This window comes from Marinobacter sp. B-12 (assembly GCF_056857915.1).
On record NZ_JBSXOB010000061.1, the window covers coordinates 45,605 to 62,782 of the forward strand.

Below are 17,178 nucleotides of genomic sequence, written 5' to 3' on the forward strand. Positions count from 1 at the left end.
TACCTTGCGGAAATCCCGAACAAAAACACCGACAGGACCACCATTATGAAAATCCGTGCCGCTGTATTGGAGACGATTGGTGCGCCGCAACCGTTCGACAAAACCCGACCGCTGACGATCGAAGAACTGGAACTGGACCCACCGGGCGATCATGAGGTGTTGGTTCAGATTCGGGCTGCGGGGTTGTGCCATTCAGACCTGTCCGTGATCGACGGCAACCGGCCAAGGCCCGTGCCCATGGCCCTGGGCCACGAGGCGGCAGGCGTGGTCAAAGCGGTTGGGGCAGGGGTGACGGATCTCAGCCCGGGTGATCATGTGGTCACCGTCTTTGTTCCCAGTTGTGGCCACTGCAGCCCCTGTGCCGAAGGCCGCCCGGCCCTGTGCGAACCGGCGGCCATCGCGAACAATGCCGGTACGCTTGTCGGTGGCGAACACCGGCTGCATCGGGCGGATGGTACGCCGGTGAATCACCACCTGGGCGTGTCTGCATTCGCTGATCACGCGGTGGTATCCCGGCACTCGTTGGTAAGGATTGATCCGGACCTGCCGTTTCACCATGCCGCCCTTTTTGGCTGTGCCGTGCTGACGGGCGTGGGTGCTGCCATCAATTCGGCGGATATCAAAGCTGGCCAGACGGTCGCTGTTATCGGGCTTGGCGGCGTAGGCCTGAACAGTGTGTTGGGTGCGCTGGTGGCCGGGGCCGGACAGGTCATTGCCATTGACCTGGATGAGGACAAGCTTGCAATGGCCAAGAGCCTGGGCGCCAGCGCTGGCATCAATGCGGCGGACGAAGACTGTGTGAGCCAGGTGAAAGCCTTAACCAACGGCGGCGTTGATTGCGCGATCGAGATGGCGGGGTCTGAGAAGGCGTTGGAGCTGGCTTACCAAGTGACCCGTCGTGGCGGAACAACCGTAACGGGTGGGCTGGCACATCCTGACAGGAAGGTGTCCATTCAACAGGTGAGCCTGGTGGCAGAGGAACGAACCCTCAAGGGTAGCTATGTGGGAAGCTGTGTGCCGGTGCGAGACGTGGCCCGCTACGTCAGCCTGTTTCGCCAGGGGCGGTTGCCGGTCGACAAGCTATTGAGCGACACCCTGACCCTTGATGAGATCAACGAAGGCTTTGAGCGATTGGCAAACGGCAAGGCCATTCGCCAGGTCATTCTTTTCGACGACCACTGACGCCAGGCTGCCTCCATGGAACGATCTGACTTCCCCGTGTTTTACCCCATCATCACCCGATGGATGGATAACGACATTTACGGTCACGTCAACAACGTGACCTACTATTCCTACTTCGATTCGGTCATAAACCGCTATCTCATTGAAGAAGGCGGTCTTGATATACACAACGCACTGGTAGTGGGTTTTATGGTGAGTTCCAGCTGCCAGTTCAAGAAGCCGGTTGCCTACCCTGATGCCCTCGAGGCCGGTGTTCGGGTCGCCAGAGTTGGCACCCGTTCAGTGACCTACGAAGTGGGGATTTTCATGGAGAACGACACCCAGGCAGCCGCACACGGCGAGCTTGTCCACGTATTCGTGGATCGCGCCACCCAGTCATCCACATCGATTCCTCCAGGGATTCGGAAGGCCCTGGAGCGAATTACGGTGTAAAGGCCGTCCTTGAGAGCGGGCGACCGCTTTAAGAGTCCGGCGTCCAGATACCCTGCAGTTGCCCCAGCAACGAAGACCCAATCCCCTGATTCTCCAGGAAGCTCATGATGACCGGGACAAACTGCTGGATCATGCCGCTGTCCATACCCAGTGCTGTAAAGGCTGATTGCACGCCGTCCAGCGACGAGATGCCGGAAAGCAGGCTGCCACTGAGGCTGCTACCACCGCCCAGCAGGCTGGACAGGCCAGAGGCTTTGCTGGTGAGGGTGCTCATGGAGTCGTTGCCCAGCTGGTTTTTCGCGAGCTGTAACAGGGCGCCGGTGCCACCTGTTGCCTGGGCCTGCGTGACCCCGAGCTGGCTTTGAAGTTGGCCGACCAGCTGCTGGGCTTCACCGCTGACTTCTGATGCCGAGGCCATTGCTTCTGTTCCGCTGGAAAGCGCGTCGTTAAGGTCGAAGGCGTTAACGGTTGGGGCGAGCAGGTAGATGCTTGAAACCAGAAGGAATTGCTTGATGGTAGCGTTCATGGAGTGATCCTGAAGAATGTATGGTCGAAGGATGTTTCCTATATATGGTGGCGAGCGATGTTCAATAAAAGTGTGGGAAACCGAGACATATCTGCAGGTTGGTTTGGTGTTGTCTTGTCGCTTCTAAAAGGGAGGGCAATGAACCCTCCACCGAGCGTTCAGGCAAAATCGTACTCGCCGCCCTTCTCAAGCGCCTTTTGATAAGCCGGCCTGGCGTGCGCTCTCTCAACCCACGCATTAATGTGGGGCCTGTCTTTGCCAACGATACCCCGTGCCACCGAGGCTTCCAGCGGAAAGCTCATCTGAATGTCCGCTGCGCTGAGGTCGTCCCCCAGAAACCAGGTGTTTTGTGCCAGATGGGCCTCGACAAAATCCAGGTGTGTTTTGATCATCGGGCCGATGAAGGTGGCAGTGGTTTTATCGGCGATGCCTTTGGCCACCGGCTTGATAAAAAACGGCATCGGGCTGTTTTTTACCTTCTGGAACACCAGGCGCATTACCAGCGGTGGCATCAGGGAGCCTTCGGCGTAATGCAGCCAGTAGGTATAATCCAGCCACGCCTGGCCGCCAGCTTCAGGCAACAGGGTGTCCTTGCCGTAGGTGTGGGTCAGGTATTCGATAATAGCGCCTGACTCCGCTACCACCAGATCGCCATCAGTGATGACCGGTGATTTACCCAGCGGGTGTACTTTTTTTAGGCTGGCAGGCGCCAGCATGGTTTTAGGGTCACGCTCATAACGTTGAATGTCGTAGGGCACACCCAACTCTTCCAGCATCCAGAGAACGCGTTGTGAGCGGGAATTGTTGAGGTGGTGAACGGTAATCATGCAAAAACTCCACGTCTATCGAAAGAATGGGCAGGGTAGTAGTGTAGTCTGCAAGTGGCTTTTTGGTTCACTTAATCCATCAATCAGGAGGTCGGCAATGTCGGAACCATCACTCAAGGAACAACTTAACACCGCAGTGAAAAATGCAATGCGGAACAAGGACAAAACGCGGCTCGTTACCCTGCGTATGGCACAGGCTGCGGTCAAGCAGATCGAAATTGATGAGCGCCGTGAGTTGAGCGATGACGATGTGCTGAAGGTGCTGGACAAGATGCTCAAACAACGCCGTGATGCCGCCAGTCAGTACGATGAGGCCGGCCGCGAGGAGTTGGGCGACAAGGAACGGGCAGAAATGGTGATTATCGAGGAATTCATGCCCGCCGCCCTTAGCGAGGATGATCTGGACAGCCTGATCCGTATGGCTATCAGCGCTACCGACGCCCAGGGCATGAAGGACATGGGGCGTGTAATGAACGACCTGCGTCCTCAGGTTCTGGGCCGGGTTGATATGGGCCATCTGAGCACGAAGGTGCGGGCCGCGCTGGCGGACTAAAATCCAGAGCTGCCGCTCATTTGCCCTGATCCAGTCGATTCCATTTGCTGGCGGAAGATCTGTCCCGGATTTCGGAACTAAACCGCCCCAAATTGGTCGAATAGCGACCAGATTAGCAACGCTATCTGGTGTGCGCCAAAGGAGGAATTCTCATGCGCTATCTTACTGCACTATTAATCACTGTATTTTTTTCGGGCACTGCGCTGGCCGGCCAATGCCCGTCTCTGGTTAGCCAGATTGATCAACAACTGCAGTCAGCCCAACTCGATAGTGAGGCTGAAGCCAGTATCAGAGCGCTCCGTGATCAGGGCCAATCACTGCACAGCGAAGGGAAGCACGCCGAGTCCGTTAAGGTACTTAGAAAAGCAATGAAAAAACTTGACGCTAAGTCATAGCAATCAAGTGCCTGGCAATGGTAAATCCTGCCATTGCCAGGTCTCTGGTCATGAGTAACTGGCTAATGTACCCGCCCGGTTTACCTGGGATCTTCAAGGGCAAGCACGTTGCGCTCAAGGTTCAGAGTATCGCTGGACTCAGGCGCCTTCCGTGACCAACGTTTAGCGTTATCCGAAAGCTATCTTCCGTCGTGTGTCGCGCATTCTCGTAAACGGTATCTCCGGTGCCTTGAATTGTATCTTCAGCGCACTCAGCTAAACATAATATGTACGCCAATCAGCAATCAGCAATCAGCAATCAGCAACCAGCAATCAGGAGATCTGCCATGCATGTGTTCATTGCAGGAGCCAACGGGCAAATCGGGCAATATCTGTTACGGGAATTGGCAGACAGCGATCATGAGGCACGGGCCCTCATCCGGCACCCGGACCAGGGCCCGGAGTTGCAGAAGCTGGGCGCTACGGAAACCGTGCAAGGTGATCTGGAGCACGACTGTAGCGAAGCCATGAGAGGCTGCGATGCGGTCATTTTTACCGCAGGTTCCGGCCCCCATACCGGGCCCGATAAAACCGTTGATGTTGATCAGGACGGTGCCATCCGGCTGATGGATAGGGCCAAGGCCATGGGTATAAAGCGGTTTATCATCGTGAGCAGTATGCGGGCTGAGGAGCCGGAGAAGGGGCCGGAAAAGCTGCGCCATTACCTTCAGGCCAAGCGCAACGCTGATGAGCACCTGAAGCACAGCGGCCTGAATTATACCATTGTTCGCCCAGGGCAACTGACCAACGATGAGGGCACGGGCAAGGTTGCGGTGAGTGCGAGGCTGGAGGATTTCGGCAAGATTCCACGGCAGGACGTTGCTCGCGTATTGCTGGCGGTGCTGGATTCGGATGCCACCACTAACCGCGTGTTTGACGTGGTGTCTGGCGAAACGCCGGTGCCTGACGCACTGGCAGGATTGTAACCTCCACGATGTCCGACAAAGAGCTTCGTGCCAAATCCGATAAACAGTCTATTGACCGGTTTATCAATGAGGTTCGCACTCTTCCCAAACAAGGTAGTGAACAGGGCAGGCTGATTTTTGCCCTGGACGCCACAGCCAGCAGGGAGGCGACGTGGGATGAGGCTTGCCACTTGCAGAGTGAGCTGTTCATCGCGACCCGTGATCTGGGCGGCCTGTGCATTCAGCTGTGTTACTACCGCGGCTTTGGCGAGTTCAAGGCCACGGGGTTTGTGACTGAGACCGGTCAGTTGTTGAACCTGATGAACGGCGTTTCCTGCCTGGGTGGCCGCACCCAGATAAGCCGGGTGTTGGCTCATGCATTGAAAGAAACCCGCGCAAAGGCGGTCAGCGCCGTGGTATTTATCGGGGACTGTTGCGAGGAGCCAGTGGACGAGCTGTGCCATACCGCGGGGGAACTGGGGATGCTGCGAACACCGGTATTCATGTTCCACGAGGGCGCCGATGTCCATGCCAGGGCGGTGTTCCAGCAGGTAAGCAAGCTGTCCGGTGGCGCCTATGCCCCCTTTGATCGCAACAGCCCGCAGGTGCTCAAGGATCTTATGGCTGCCGTTGCGGTCTATGCTTCCGGGGGAGCCAAGGCCCTGCAGGACTTTTCCAGCCGTGGCTCTCCAGAGGTCAAGCGCTTGACCCGGCAAATCAAATAGCGCTTGTTTCAATCCATGTTCAAGCCATCAATGGACCGATGAGTTCCGGGGTATCTGAGTGCCACTAACGCTTCTGGTCATAGCACTGTCGGTTGTCGCGTGGGTGTGGCTGCGCAACCAGCCGGCCAGCCAACGTAAGCCAGCGATGATCAAGCTGGCCTTGATGGCCGCTATCGGGATAGTGGTTCTGATGGCCGTTACCGGCCGTTTACACGCTCTGTTCGCGTTGCTGGCGTTTCTCTACCCGCTGTTACGCCGGATGCTGCCATCACTATTGACGGGACGCATGGCGGGAGCCGGAACGGGAGGTTCAAACGCAAGTGAAGGCAACCAATCCCATGTGTCCGGCGACATCCTGGAAATGAGCCTGGATCATGACTCCGGCACCATGAGTGGCAAGGTCCTGAAAGGCCCCATGGCGGGCAGGGCACTAGCGGACTTGAGCGAAAGCGAATTTCTCGATCTGTTGCGATACTGCCGGGCGCACGACGAGGACTCCGCCCGGCTGCTGGAAAGCTACCTTGACCGCCGGTTCGGTGACTCCTGGCGTGCTGACGATGAGGCCAGCACGGACGGTGAAGAGTCAGGTGAGCGCGCCAATGCTGACGGCCCCCTTACCGAGAGCGAAGCCCTGGACATCCTCGGACTAGAGCCCGGTGCAACACAGGAAGAGATCATCCAGGCTCACCGCCGGATGATGCAGAAAGTGCACCCCGACCGCGGCGGGAGTAACTATCTGGCAGCCCGTATCAATGAGGCCAAGGAGTGTTTGTTGGGCTGAAGGCTTCAGGCTTGTTAGGCCATGTTTCAATCGCCACGCTCGATCGCATCATGGCCCTGTCCTTCCCCGGGGGCGCAACAGACGCCAACAGATATTCCCGGCGTACGAGCGGCTCCAGTACTTCGCGGTCCTGCGGCTGATCCAGGAGATGGAGCAAACGGATGACAGGATCGTACAATATTGGTTGGTGTCGCCAGACACAGGTAACCGACTGTGTTGTGCGAATCAGGCCGGTTCGCCTGCTCCCGGGGTGTTCAGTGAGAAGCTGAGCAACCATCGGCTGCCACGCTCAATCTTTGAAACGCGATGCTGGTATAGATCTGGTCGAAACAGATATACCCGGCCAAACAGGTTGAAGATGTTCTTTTCGCAGCTGAATTCACCGCCTGCTTTGGGCTTAACCAGAACGCAATTGAGCTTGTACAGCCGGCCCTCGGAAATCATGTCCAGATGAGGGCCCACCTTGTGACCTTCCGGGTAACGGACGAGATACAGATTTAGATGTTTAGAGCGGAACAAAATCCGGGTTTTTACGTTTGCGGGCATTGAGTGTGCGTTCTATCTTGGAGGGTTGAACCATTAGTTTGTGCGGTTTGTCGGGTAGCCGTCAACCGTCGCTCCGAATCGTGACTTTCCTGCTACCAAAGTCCTGGCAGTTTCATGATTTCGTATCATGTACAGCAAATGGGTGGCTCTGGGAAGGTGGTGTTTAACCAACGAACGGGGGAGATCGTTATGACTCAATACCAGGGCAGTTGTTTTTGTGGCGCTGTTAAATTTCAGGTGTCTGGCGCACCCGAAGCGATGGGATATTGCCACTGTGATTCCTGTCGTCGCTGGTCAGCCGGGCCGGTGAATGCGTTTTCTCTGTGGCCATACGACAGCTTCGAGGTGTTAGCGGGTGCCGACCAGATTGGCGAATTCCATCTCACGGAACAAAGCTATCGCAAGTGGTGTAAAAAGTGCGGCGGTCACGTGTTTACCGATCATCCGGCGTTGAGCCTCATGGATGTCTATGTTGCCAATCTTCCCGGCCTGACGTTTGAGCCTGCAGTCCACGTGCATTATCAGGAATCCGTGCTGCCGATTCGCGACGGGCTGCCGAAGATGAAGGATGTTCCGGCCGAAATGGGCGGGTCAGGCGACACTTTGCCAGAGTGATGTGGTAAGAGCCGGGCGGGTGGAGCATCGAATTTCCACTTATGCCTATATATCCAATTCCCTAAGCATGCTAAAACGTCTCGCCCGGTGTTCGCTCGCTTTTTTCGCGCGCCGGGTACTCTTCCATTCATCGAGATTTCAGCATGTCAGACAAGTTCTTCTACAAAGGCCGGCAGGACGCGCGCCAGCATCACACCGCGTATGGCGGCTTCCAGACCAAGGCCAGTCAGAAGAGTGGCAGCAAGAAGTTTCCGCTAACGCTGGTGGTTACCAGTGAGGCGCGCAGGCAGGAGGTCGAAGCTCAGGTGGTGGAAGCCAATCTGCATGCCAACATTACAATGGATACCCGCGAGGGTGCGGTTGAATCCATCACCGAACTGACGGTACTCCTGAACAAAGGGGCGACGGTGACCACGGCGAAACTGCCTTCCCGCAATGATCCTTGCCATTGCGGGAGTGGTGCCAAGTTCAAGAAGTGCTGTGGTTGACCACGCGTTTCTCAATCGCTCTGTTTCAGACCCATTTCCCAGAAATCGATTTCCAGCCGTGTGGCGTCGCTGAATATCCGGGTAAGCTGGTCGAACCTGGATGGCGATACATCGGCCAGCCGTTCATCCAGCCAGCGGATTTCCGCGTGCATGGCGTCCTGGAACTCGTCGCTTTCGTACATGGCGATCCAGGCATCATAGGGATTTTTGTCTCCCCGAATGGTTTCTGTCCGGTTGTTGAGCCAATTGGCGATTTCCCCGTAACCCACCATGCAGGGTGAGAGTGCAACGTGCAGGTCCAGCAAGTCGCCGCGATTGCCGGTGTCGAGCACATAGCGTGTGTAGGCAAGGGTGGCGCGTGCTTCCGGCAGGTTGGCAAGTTCTGCTTCTGAAATGCCCCATTCCTTGCAGTAGCTGATGTGTAAGTCCAGTTCTACATCCACGATGGCCTGCAAGCCTTCCTTTGCCTGTCGGAGATCCAGCAAGGTTGGGCTTTTGTAGGCTGCCAGGGCAAAGGCACGGGCAAACTGGATCAGGAACAGGTAATCCTGCTTGAGGTAGTGCTGAAACGCTTCGGGAGCAAGCGATGCGTCACCCAACTGTTTTACAAAACTGTGCTCAATGTAGTCGCGCCATTCGGTTTGACAGGATTTTCGTAGATCTTCGAACTGGTAAGGCATTGTGAACCTCCTTCGTCAGATTGAATGTGTTTGGGCCAAGCCGCTCACATCTCGTGACCGTTTTGGCGTTCCGGCAGATGTGCCCAGGAAGGTGAATTCCAATGTTAATCAGCCCATTGCCAGAGGGCGTATCCAACAAACCCTGCCCCAAGGCAGGAAGCAAATCCGACCCCATCTCACTCTCAGCGAGAGCATGCTCATGTTGGAATCAGAGCAAACGTAGTAAAGAATAGATTCAATAAGTTACAGGTTAACCTGCCCGTTGGGGCTTTTTCTATAACCCGCCACCGTATTGACGGTAGGCGACTTCCGCAGTCACCCTCGGTAAATCTGATCTGCTAGCAATGGTTTGGCCGGGCCGGAGAATATTCTGACTGATCAAACGCCAGAACAGTCCAGCGACCGCGCGCTAAAAAGTGCAATGCTTGTAGCGCTTGCGGCATTTTTCTGGGGCCTTTCGGGGGGTATCGGCGGGATCCTCATCGCTGAAGGGTGGGGGGCGTACGTCCTTTCATTCTATCGGGGGATTATCGGCCTGCTGTTTGTGCTTGTCTGGCTGATTCTACGTCCAGGGAACAGCGGGTTGGCCAATCCGCGGCTCTGGTTTTGGGCGACGGTGGCTGGCCTTGGGGTGGCGGGCAACTTCTCCTTCTATTTCCTCAGTATCTCCGAGGGCAGCGTTGCCGTTGCGGCGACCCTCATGTATTGCGCCCCGGTGTTCGTGTTTCTGGTTTCCTTTGCCATCGGACTAGAGCAGCCGACGCCGTTAAAGTGCGTGGCCATTGTCATCGTTATTGTCGGTATTGCCCTGCTTACGGGCATCTATGACGTCGGCGGTAACGAGGTTACGTGGGTTGGGGTGGTGTCTGGCCTGCTTTCGGGATTGTGCTACGCGGTGTTTATTTTCGGCTTCAAGTTTGCGGCCAGGAACGGTAGCCCACAGGCCGCTCTGGTAATCGCATTTTCCGTTCTCGGTATCGTTCTGATCTGGCCGGCCAGCGTTGTACAGGTCGTTGCTGTTCTGGATACACCGGAATGGCCGATGTTTATGGCACTGGGCGTGCTCGGCGGCGGGATGTCTTTTATTGCTTATATTGTGGGTCTGAAGCACACCGTACCAACCGTCGCTTCCATTGTGGCGATGGTCGAACCTGTTACCGCCGCGCTCTTCGGTATTTTGCTGCTCAATGAGAGTTTGGGTGGCGTTCAGTTCCTTGGCATGGGCCTCATTCTGGTTACGGTCACCGCCTTAAGCTTCTATTCAAGCAAGCCCTCGCATTGATCAATCAGTCTTCCGGTAGCTGAAGACGGAGGCATCTGTCTCTGGGGACATGAAATCTTGCTCAGAATTTGGCGTGCAGTTCGATTTACTCCTATGTTGTCGGAAGGAATCGGGGAGGAATCGCCATGGAAGCTCTCGCAAGAGCGTTGGGTCTCAGGACCAATCCGACCATCTTTTTCACGTCTGCAGGGATCATGATCCTGTTCCTGGTCGTGCTACTGATTGCGCCAGGCCCAATCGGAGAAGCCTTCGGAGCAGGGCGTGAATGGATCGTTACCAACCTGGGTTGGTTTTTCATTTTCGGGGTGACGAGTTGGGTGGCATTCCTCTTGTGGGTCGCGCTCAGCCGATTCGGCGCCATCCGACTGGGCGGCAACAACGCGAAACCGGCCTACAGCAATATTTCCTGGTTCACCATGCTGTTTGCTGGCGGCATCGGCACTGTGCTGATGTTCTGGGGCGTGGCCGAGCCGATTTCGCACTTTTCCTCACCGCCGAGGCCGAATGTCGAGCCCTATTCGGTCGAAGCCGCCGACGATGCCATGAGCTTCGCCATCTATCACCTGGGGCTGCATACCTGGGCGATCTTTACCATGCCGGGGCTTGCCTTTGCGTATTTTATCTATCGTTACGACCTGCCCATGCGTTTCAGTTCTGTATTCTATCCGTTGATCGGCGACCGCATATATGGCCCTCTCGGAAAGACTCTCGACGTGTTTGCAATTCTCGGCACGCTTTTCGGCGTGGCAGTGTCAATCGGTCTGGGCACCCAGCAGATCAACGCAGGGCTGACCGAGTTGTTTGGCATTCCGGATGCGGTGATCACCAAAGTATTCATTATTGCCATCCTGACGGCCGTCGCTGTGGGGTCGATCGTCGCCGGGCTGGACTCGGGTGTGAAGCGGTTGTCCAACATCAATATCGGTATGGCTGTTGGCCTGATGGTATTCGTGCTCTTCACTGGTTCGACAGTTTTCCTTCTGCGCGCCGTGGTCGAGACGTTTGGCCTCTACATATCGAACTTGCTGCCGATGGCCTTCTGGAACGACACGCTTGCAAGCTACACCGGCGACGGTGGTGGCTGGGGATGGCAGGGCAGCTGGACGGTATTTTACTGGGCCTGGACGGTGACCTGGTCGCCCTTTATCGGGATCTTCGTGGCGCGGATTTCCCGAGGGCGGACCATCCGGGAATTCGTGCTCGGCGTGCTGTTCGCGCCATCGATCTTTACCCTGATCTGGTTCGCCATCTTTGGCTGGTCCGCAATGCAGATTGATGGCATTGGGCCGGAGGCCAGGGAGGCACTGGGTGACCAGGCGGGGATGTTGTCCCAAGCCGTGGGGGAAAGTGTTCCTCTGGCCATGTTCGCATTCTTCGAAAACTTCCCGGGGGCTACGTTGATTCAGGGCCTGGCGGTTGTGATTGTCGCCATTTTCTTCGCGACTTCATCGGACTCCGCTTCCCTGGTGGTCGATATGTTGTGCACTGGCTCGCCGGATCCGGGCCCATGGCATCAACGGGTTTTCTGGGGTGTGTCTGAAGGCATGCTGGCAGCGATGCTGATCGTACTTGCCGGTGACGCCGGGCTGACCGCATTGCAGGAAGTCATCACTGTGGTTGGCTTGCCGATGTTCATTCTCGTGTTCGCCATGATGTTCGCCCTGTTTCGCGGCCTGGCCCAGGAGGACCTTAGCGAAGTGAGGGTGGGTAGTCCACCGCGGCCAGATCAGTTGTGAACTGGCCTGAATTGTTGCTGATCGCGATTGATGGCTGGCCGAGGCCAGCCATCCCGGGCTCAGGAAAGGTGGTGAACGTTTTCCATACCGTACACCGGCGTGTCGATGCCCTCCTTTCGGGCTTTCAGTTGAAGTGCGAGATACAGCGAGTAGTGGCGTGACTGGTGCAGGTTGCCTCCATGGAACCAGAGCGCTTCCTGTTGCGTTGGCTTCCACATATTGCGCAGCTCGCCTTCCCATGGACCAGGGTCTTTGGTGGTGTCTGACCCCATACCCCAGCACTTACCGACTTTATCGGCGACCTCCTGGGATATGATTCGTGCCGCCCAGCCATTCATGGAGCCAAAGCCGGTGGCGTAGACGATCAGGTCCGCCGGTAGTTCCGTGCCATCGGTCAGGGTCACGGAGCGAGGGTTGACGCGTTCAATGCTGGCGCCGCTTTTAAGCTTGATTTCGCCTTGGGCAACTAACTCGGAAGCACCGACATCAATATAGTAGCCAGAACCCCGGCGAAGGTATTTCATGAACAGCCCTGAGCCATCATCGCCGAAGTCCAGGAGGAACCCTGCTCGCTCCAGTCGACTGTAAAAGTCCGCATCCTGTTCGGCGACCTGCTCGTATACCGGGATGTGCATATCGGGCATGATTTTGAAGGGCACCGAGGCAAACGTGAGATCGGCCTTTTCGGTGGTCATGCCATTCTGTACCGCCTCTTCGGAATAGAGTGGGCCTAGCACCAGCTCCATCAGGGTGTCGGACTTGATGATGTGGGTTGATGAACGCTGAACCATGGTGACGTCGGCGTCGTTCTCCCATAACGCAGCGCAGATATCGTGTGCGGAGTTATTGCCACCCAGCACCACGCACTTCTTGCCTTTATAGGCAGCGCCACCGGGGTGTTTACTGGAGTGGTGTTGCTCGCCTTCAAAACTGTCCATTCCGGGGATATCGGGTATGTTGGGGATGCCCGACATGCCGGTAGCCAGCACGAGCTGCTTGGGACGAAGGGTGACTTGCTCGCCGTCCCGAACCACCTCCACGACCCATTCCTGACTGGCCTCATCGTAGCGCGCACCCGTGCACTCCGTTGAGCTCCAGTAGTTGAGCTCCATAATCTTGGTGTACATTTCGAGCCAGTCGCCGATTTTGTCTTTCGGCGCGAAAACAGGCCAGTGGTCCGGGAACGGCAGGTAAGGCATGTGGTCGTACCAGACCGGGTCATGCAGGCAAAGAGACTTGTAGCGGTTGCGCCAGGAATCGCCTGGATTCGGGTTTCGCTCGATCACAATCGTTGGCACGTCCAGTTGCCGCAGACGGGCGGCCAGGCCAATGCCCCCTTGTCCACCGCCGATGATCACGCAGTAGGGCTGGCGGCTGTATCCCAGCTCCTGTTCTTCGTCCTGCTTTGCCTCAAGCCAGGTTTTCCGTGACTTGGTCGCTCCATGCTGAGCGCCTTTGGGTCGAAGAAAGTTTTTCTTCTCGGGAAACTCCTTTAATTCCTGCATGGTGGTCAACAGGGTCCAGGCAGCGCCATCGCGAAGCCGGATGTGCCCTTTACCCAGGGCATCTCTGGTTTCGAAGGTAATCCAGGCTTCGGTCACACCGTCCTGTTCTGTCGCGTCTTCGGCAACCTTCCAATGGCTGGGGCGGACATGTTTCGAGGTCTGTTCCAGCATGTCGCGGATATGGTCCCGGCCTTCCAGGGTTTTTATGTTCCAGGTCATGGCAACAAGATCACGCCAGAAGCCGTTTGCTTCAAACAGTTGCGCCGCCCGTCCAGGATCGCTCGACTGCAGTATTTCGCTGAACCCATCAAGCCATTGCTGAACTCGTTGGGTGGGGGTGATTTGGGTTTCGGTCATCAGGGTTCTCCAGATTTACATTGTTTTTGTTGGCGGGGAGTCTTTGATCCCCAGTGCGTTGTTGAACACGCTAATAGGAACGGAGCAGATGACGTGCCACATCGGTCTCCAGGCGCTTTTTATTTTCCAGGCATCTGAAATAAAAGGGTTTCAGGGGTTTTTGTGAAAGGAGGTGGGGGGTAGCGAGGCCTTGTGGTGGAAGGCCCTGGCATTACGGCTGTAATGCGATTGCCTGTAAATGCGTTACAGGTGTAACAATCACTCAGGCACTAAAGGAGGATATTGATGCCGGGTAATCGGGTATAGGCTGTCAGGACGACGAAGCAGTATCTCATCGTAGATGACAACAACAATATCAGAGCGATGCAGGAGCTTGGCATGACGATGCAACAGGCACAGCGGCGCCACATAGATACGATTCTGAGTTATACGGATGAAGGTGTGTGTGCGCCTTTATCTCCGGAGTCCGAACTGATTGGTCGCTCATGGAAGCGATGTATTGACGAGTACGGACTGGACCCGAGCCAGCCACGTCGTGCCCGGATCGTGACTCAGCAAACCCTGAGGGAGCATCAGGATTCGGTCGACGAGTTTCTAAACGTGGCTCGGGCCGGCGTTGAGCAACTGTATACGAATATCGCAAAGCTGGGTTATGTGCTGTTGTTGACGGATCACCGGGGCATTACCGTGCAGTTTCTGGGGGATCGGCGTTTTGACCAACGTTTGCGTAAAGCCGGTTTGTACCTGGGGGCCGATTGGAGTGAGAAGTACGCGGGCACCTGTGCTGTGGGTACGTGTATTGAAGAGGGTCAGGCCCTGACATGTCACCGGGTCGACCATTTCGATGCAACCCATATAAGCCTGACCTGCACTTCGGCGCCCATTCTTGATCCGCTGGGCAACCTGCTTGCGGTACTCGATATTTCGGCCCTGGATTCGCCTGATCCTCACAGCAGCCAGACGTTTGCACTGCACCTTACCCAACTCTACGCCCGCATGATTGAGGACGCCTATTTCCTCCGCCGTTATCGCAATCAGACGGTCTTCCGGTGTGATGCCTCGCGGGAGTTTGTGCAGGTAAATGGCCAGTATCTGTTCGCCATTGACGATGATGGGTGTGTGGAGGCCGCCAATACAGCCGGTCGTTCACTCATGTCGAGCTATGGAAGCGGCAGCGATACCAAGCTGACCAGCCTGTTTGAATGCGAGTTAAGGGACATCTGGAGCATTCCTTACGATCAGGATGATCAGGTCAGGGCGTTCAGGCACTGCATCAGTGGCAATACCTTTTTTGCAGCATTGATCCAGCCGAGGATCACGTCGACGGCTTCCGCCCTTTCTGAAGCGCTGCCCACTGATGAGTCTGTGCCTGAACTGGATGCGCTGGCAGCCGATGACCCCGTCATGAGGCGAACTCTTGGCCTTGCCAAACGACTGAGGAACAGAGATGTCGGGCTGCTGGTTCTGGGTGAGACCGGCACCGGCAAGGAAGTGCTTGCCAGAGCTGTACACCAGTCCAGCCACCGCTCCCGACGGGCGTTTGTTGCCGTAAACTGCGCAGCCATTCCCGAGTCACTGATCGAGAGCGAGCTTTTCGGGTATGTGGCGGGTGCGTTTACCGGTGCGCGGGCCAGGGGAATGCGGGGAATGATCCAGCAGGCGGATGGTGGGACGTTATTCCTGGACGAAATCGGGGATATGCCCTTGCAGCTCCAGACCCGCTTGCTGCGGGTGCTGGCGGAAGGCGAAATTCTGCCAGTGGGCGCAGACAGCCCCGTGAAAGTGAACTGTCGCGTGATAGCCGCCACGCACCAGGACCTAGGCCAACTGATTGAACGTGGTGCGTTCCGTGCTGACCTCTATTACCGGCTGAATGGGGCCACGCTGCGCTTGCCCTCTCTGGGAGAGAGGGCTGACCGCCAGCATGTGATTAACCGGGTACTCACACACCTGATCGACCAGGGACAATTGCCCGATGTTCGAATCCGGGCAGATGCCATGAGTGCGCTGCTTGCCTACGACTGGCCGGGTAACATTCGTCAGCTTGTAAATGCACTGACGTTTGCCGAGGCAACCTGTGATCGCGGACAGATCACCGCCAATGACCTGCCAGACGAGTGTCTGAGAGATCATGCGATCGCAGCAACGAGCCTTGAGCGGGATGTCGCTCCCGACGAGAGCGATCCGTTATTGGCGGCACTAAAGAAATACCGCTGGAACGTCTCTGAGGTCGCACGTCGTTATGGCGTGTCACGCCCGACTATCTATCGCTGGATGCAGCAGCAGGCGATTGAGCCGCCCAGGTTTCTTGGGAACGTGGTCGCAGAACCAGCAAACTCTCAGAATTCCAGGCAGATCTTGCCGAAGTGCGCCCCTGACTCTTCGTAGCGGAAGGCATCCGCAATTTCCTCAAGGCTGAACGAGCGGTCAATCACCGGGTGCATGTCGTTGGCTTCAATGGCGCGAATCATTTCCTGCTGATGCGCTCTGCTGCCAACGATCAGGCCTTCCAGGCGCGCCTGTTTGGCCATCAGTTTGCGGGTGGGGACATCGCCTGATTGACCGGTAAGAATACCAATCAGCGAGATGTGGCCGCCAATACGCACGGCGTCAATAGATTCGGGCAAGGTGCCGGGGCCGCCCACTTCAATGATATGATCGGCGCCCTGGCCGCCGGTCAGCTCGAGCACCCGTTCGCCCCAGGCGGGTGTCGTTTTGTAGTTGATCGTGTCGTCTGCGCCCAACGTCTTCAGTCGTTCCAGTTTTGCGTCGGACGATGAGGTGGCAATTACCCGGGCGCCCATCATCTTGGCGAACTGCAGCGCGAAAATGGAGACGCCGCCGGTGCCCAGTGTGAGAACCGTATCGCCCGCCTTCAGGTTACCGTTTACTACCAGTGCCCTCCATGCAGTGAGCCCTGCGGTGGTGAGGGTGGCCGCTTCTGCGTGGCTGTAGCCCTTCGGAGCACGAGTGAAACCCTGGGCCGGGCCGATCATCCGTTCCCGGGCATAGCCGTCGACGCCGTCGCCCGGCGTGGTGCTGAAGTTATCAATGGGTGCTGGCCCGTTAAGCCAGTGGGGAAAGAAGGTGGAGACTACGTGGTCACCCACCGAAAACTCGCTCACGCCTGCTCCAATCGCTTCTACAACGCCTGCACCATCAGCCATTGGGATGCGGTTATTTTCGGTTGGGATAGCGCCAACAACCACCGCGTAGTCGTGAAAGTTCAGCGAGTTGGCGTGAATTCGCACCCGGAGTTCGCCAGGGCCCGGCTCTCCGGGCTCGGCGCCCTCAATAATCCTGAGTTGGTCCAGCCCGAATGGTTGGGATATCGTTGCAAGCTTCATTATTTAGCCTCTATTGGTCAATGGTCTGTAATACGAGGGTTGCCTGGACCGATGTGGCGATCAGGAAAGCAGCAAATAAACTGAACAGGCAGGTAAAGCGTACAGCGGATCGGATGCGCGTGAAACTGAACATGACGAAGCCCTCGGGATGGGAGTCTTTGCAGTCTTCGTCAAGGAGCAGCGTTGGGCAATGGTACTTGAGTACCGTTTATCGTTATTGATGTTGAGCGAACAGGCTCCCCCCTGGCGATGAGGGA

General features: G+C 56.6%; 19 protein-coding genes. 12 read left to right on the forward strand and 7 right to left on the reverse strand.

Translation table 11 applies throughout. The annotated features are described in order from the left end of the window. The first annotated feature begins 45 nt into the window (after positions 1-45). Both AC13D2_RS15495 and AC13D2_RS15500 read left to right on the forward strand, forming a co-directional pair. Positions 46-1,182, forward strand: a complete 1,137-nt coding sequence (locus AC13D2_RS15495; RefSeq protein ID WP_300492904.1) for a zinc-dependent alcohol dehydrogenase family protein — start codon at positions 46-48, stop codon at positions 1,180-1,182. Between the two features lie 15 nt (positions 1,183-1,197). Further along, positions 1,198-1,614 carry an acyl-CoA thioesterase gene (locus AC13D2_RS15500; protein WP_300492901.1) on the forward strand — a complete coding sequence of 139 codons (417 nt, stop codon included), beginning with the start codon at positions 1,198-1,200 and terminating at the stop codon, positions 1,612-1,614. A 28-nt stretch (positions 1,615-1,642) separates the two neighbouring features. On the opposite strand, the gene AC13D2_RS15505 is transcribed toward AC13D2_RS15500, so the two are convergent. Together AC13D2_RS15505 and AC13D2_RS15510 are read right to left on the reverse strand one after the other, a co-directional pair. Further along, on the reverse strand, positions 1,643-2,140 hold the full coding sequence (locus tag AC13D2_RS15505; RefSeq protein ID WP_300492899.1) for a DUF2780 domain-containing protein: 498 nt from the start codon (positions 2,138-2,140) through the stop codon (positions 1,643-1,645). A 158-nt stretch (positions 2,141-2,298) separates the two neighbouring features. Continuing rightward, positions 2,299-2,967: a glutathione S-transferase family protein gene (locus tag AC13D2_RS15510; protein ID WP_300492896.1), complete on the reverse strand. Its 669-nt coding sequence runs from the start codon at positions 2,965-2,967 to the stop codon at positions 2,299-2,301. A gap of 97 nt (positions 2,968-3,064) precedes the next feature. On the opposite strand from AC13D2_RS15510, the gene AC13D2_RS15515 reads away from it, so the two are divergent. The 5 genes from AC13D2_RS15515 (at position 3,065) to AC13D2_RS15535 (ending at position 6,365) form a co-directional block, all read left to right on the forward strand. Continuing rightward, the gene (locus AC13D2_RS15515) at positions 3,065-3,520 is read left to right on the forward strand and encodes a GatB/YqeY domain-containing protein (RefSeq protein WP_292048952.1); all 456 of its coding nucleotides are present in this window, start codon (positions 3,065-3,067) and stop codon (positions 3,518-3,520) included. A gap of 152 nt (positions 3,521-3,672) precedes the next feature. Further along, positions 3,673-3,915: a hypothetical protein gene (locus AC13D2_RS15520; RefSeq protein ID WP_292048953.1), complete on the forward strand. Its 243-nt coding sequence runs from the start codon at positions 3,673-3,675 to the stop codon at positions 3,913-3,915. Positions 3,916-4,241: 326 nt separating this feature from the next. Next, positions 4,242-4,880 (forward strand): SDR family oxidoreductase, encoded by a 639-nt coding sequence (locus AC13D2_RS15525; RefSeq protein ID WP_292048954.1) that lies wholly within the window; start codon positions 4,242-4,244, stop codon positions 4,878-4,880. Positions 4,881-4,888: 8 nt separating this feature from the next. Further along, positions 4,889-5,584: a VWA domain-containing protein gene (locus AC13D2_RS15530; protein WP_292048955.1), complete on the forward strand. Its 696-nt coding sequence runs from the start codon at positions 4,889-4,891 to the stop codon at positions 5,582-5,584. Between the two features lie 58 nt (positions 5,585-5,642). Then, on the forward strand, positions 5,643-6,365 hold the full coding sequence (locus tag AC13D2_RS15535; protein ID WP_482938887.1) for a DnaJ domain-containing protein: 723 nt from the start codon (positions 5,643-5,645) through the stop codon (positions 6,363-6,365). Here AC13D2_RS15535 and AC13D2_RS15540 read toward each other — a convergent pair. Together AC13D2_RS15540 and AC13D2_RS15545 are read right to left on the reverse strand one after the other, a co-directional pair. After that, positions 6,334-6,642, reverse strand: coding sequence for an AraC family transcriptional regulator N-terminal domain-containing protein (locus tag AC13D2_RS15540; RefSeq protein ID WP_292048957.1), 309 nt, complete (start codon positions 6,640-6,642; stop codon positions 6,334-6,336). The genes AC13D2_RS15535 and AC13D2_RS15540 overlap by 32 nt on opposite strands. Next, entirely contained in the window at positions 6,591-6,911 is a 321-nt protein-coding gene (locus AC13D2_RS15545; protein ID WP_292048958.1) for a 2OG-Fe(II) oxygenase, read from the reverse strand. Before AC13D2_RS15545 ends, AC13D2_RS15540 begins: the two co-directional genes overlap by 52 nt. Positions 6,912-7,100: 189 nt before the next feature. Between AC13D2_RS15545 and AC13D2_RS15550 the strand changes: the two genes are divergently transcribed. Further along, positions 7,101-7,526: a GFA family protein gene (locus AC13D2_RS15550; RefSeq protein WP_292048959.1), complete on the forward strand. Its 426-nt coding sequence runs from the start codon at positions 7,101-7,103 to the stop codon at positions 7,524-7,526. A gap of 143 nt (positions 7,527-7,669) precedes the next feature. After that, positions 7,670-8,014, forward strand: coding sequence for a PBPRA1643 family SWIM/SEC-C metal-binding motif protein (locus AC13D2_RS15555; protein WP_292048960.1), 345 nt, complete (start codon positions 7,670-7,672; stop codon positions 8,012-8,014). Positions 8,015-8,025: 11 nt separating this feature from the next. Here the strand turns inward: AC13D2_RS15555 and tenA are convergent, their stop codons facing one another. Continuing rightward, on the reverse strand, positions 8,026-8,694 hold the full coding sequence (gene tenA, locus AC13D2_RS15560) for a thiaminase II (RefSeq protein WP_292048961.1): 669 nt from the start codon (positions 8,692-8,694) through the stop codon (positions 8,026-8,028). A 349-nt stretch (positions 8,695-9,043) separates the two neighbouring features. On the opposite strand from tenA, the gene AC13D2_RS15565 reads away from it, so the two are divergent. Together AC13D2_RS15565 and AC13D2_RS15570 are read left to right on the forward strand one after the other, a co-directional pair. After that, on the forward strand, positions 9,044-9,976 hold the full coding sequence (locus AC13D2_RS15565; RefSeq protein WP_300492879.1) for a DMT family transporter: 933 nt from the start codon (positions 9,044-9,046) through the stop codon (positions 9,974-9,976). Between the two features lie 125 nt (positions 9,977-10,101). After that, positions 10,102-11,712, forward strand: a complete 1,611-nt coding sequence (locus AC13D2_RS15570) for a BCCT family transporter (RefSeq protein ID WP_292048964.1) — start codon at positions 10,102-10,104, stop codon at positions 11,710-11,712. 59 nt (positions 11,713-11,771) lie between these two features. Here the strand turns inward: AC13D2_RS15570 and AC13D2_RS15575 are convergent, their stop codons facing one another. After that, positions 11,772-13,574 (reverse strand): flavin-containing monooxygenase, encoded by a 1,803-nt coding sequence (locus AC13D2_RS15575; RefSeq protein ID WP_482938888.1) that lies wholly within the window; start codon positions 13,572-13,574, stop codon positions 11,772-11,774. Positions 13,575-13,952: 378 nt separating this feature from the next. Here AC13D2_RS15575 and AC13D2_RS15580 point away from each other — a divergent pair, with 378 nt between their 5' ends. Beyond that, positions 13,953-15,962 (forward strand): sigma-54-dependent Fis family transcriptional regulator, encoded by a 2,010-nt coding sequence (locus tag AC13D2_RS15580; RefSeq protein ID WP_300492872.1) that lies wholly within the window; start codon positions 13,953-13,955, stop codon positions 15,960-15,962. Here AC13D2_RS15580 and AC13D2_RS15585 read toward each other — a convergent pair. Continuing rightward, a complete protein-coding gene (locus AC13D2_RS15585; RefSeq protein WP_292048967.1) occupies positions 15,914-16,921 on the reverse strand; it encodes a zinc-dependent alcohol dehydrogenase family protein in 1,008 nt (335 codons plus the stop codon). The genes AC13D2_RS15580 and AC13D2_RS15585 overlap by 49 nt on opposite strands. Positions 16,922-17,178: the final 257 nt, after the last annotated feature.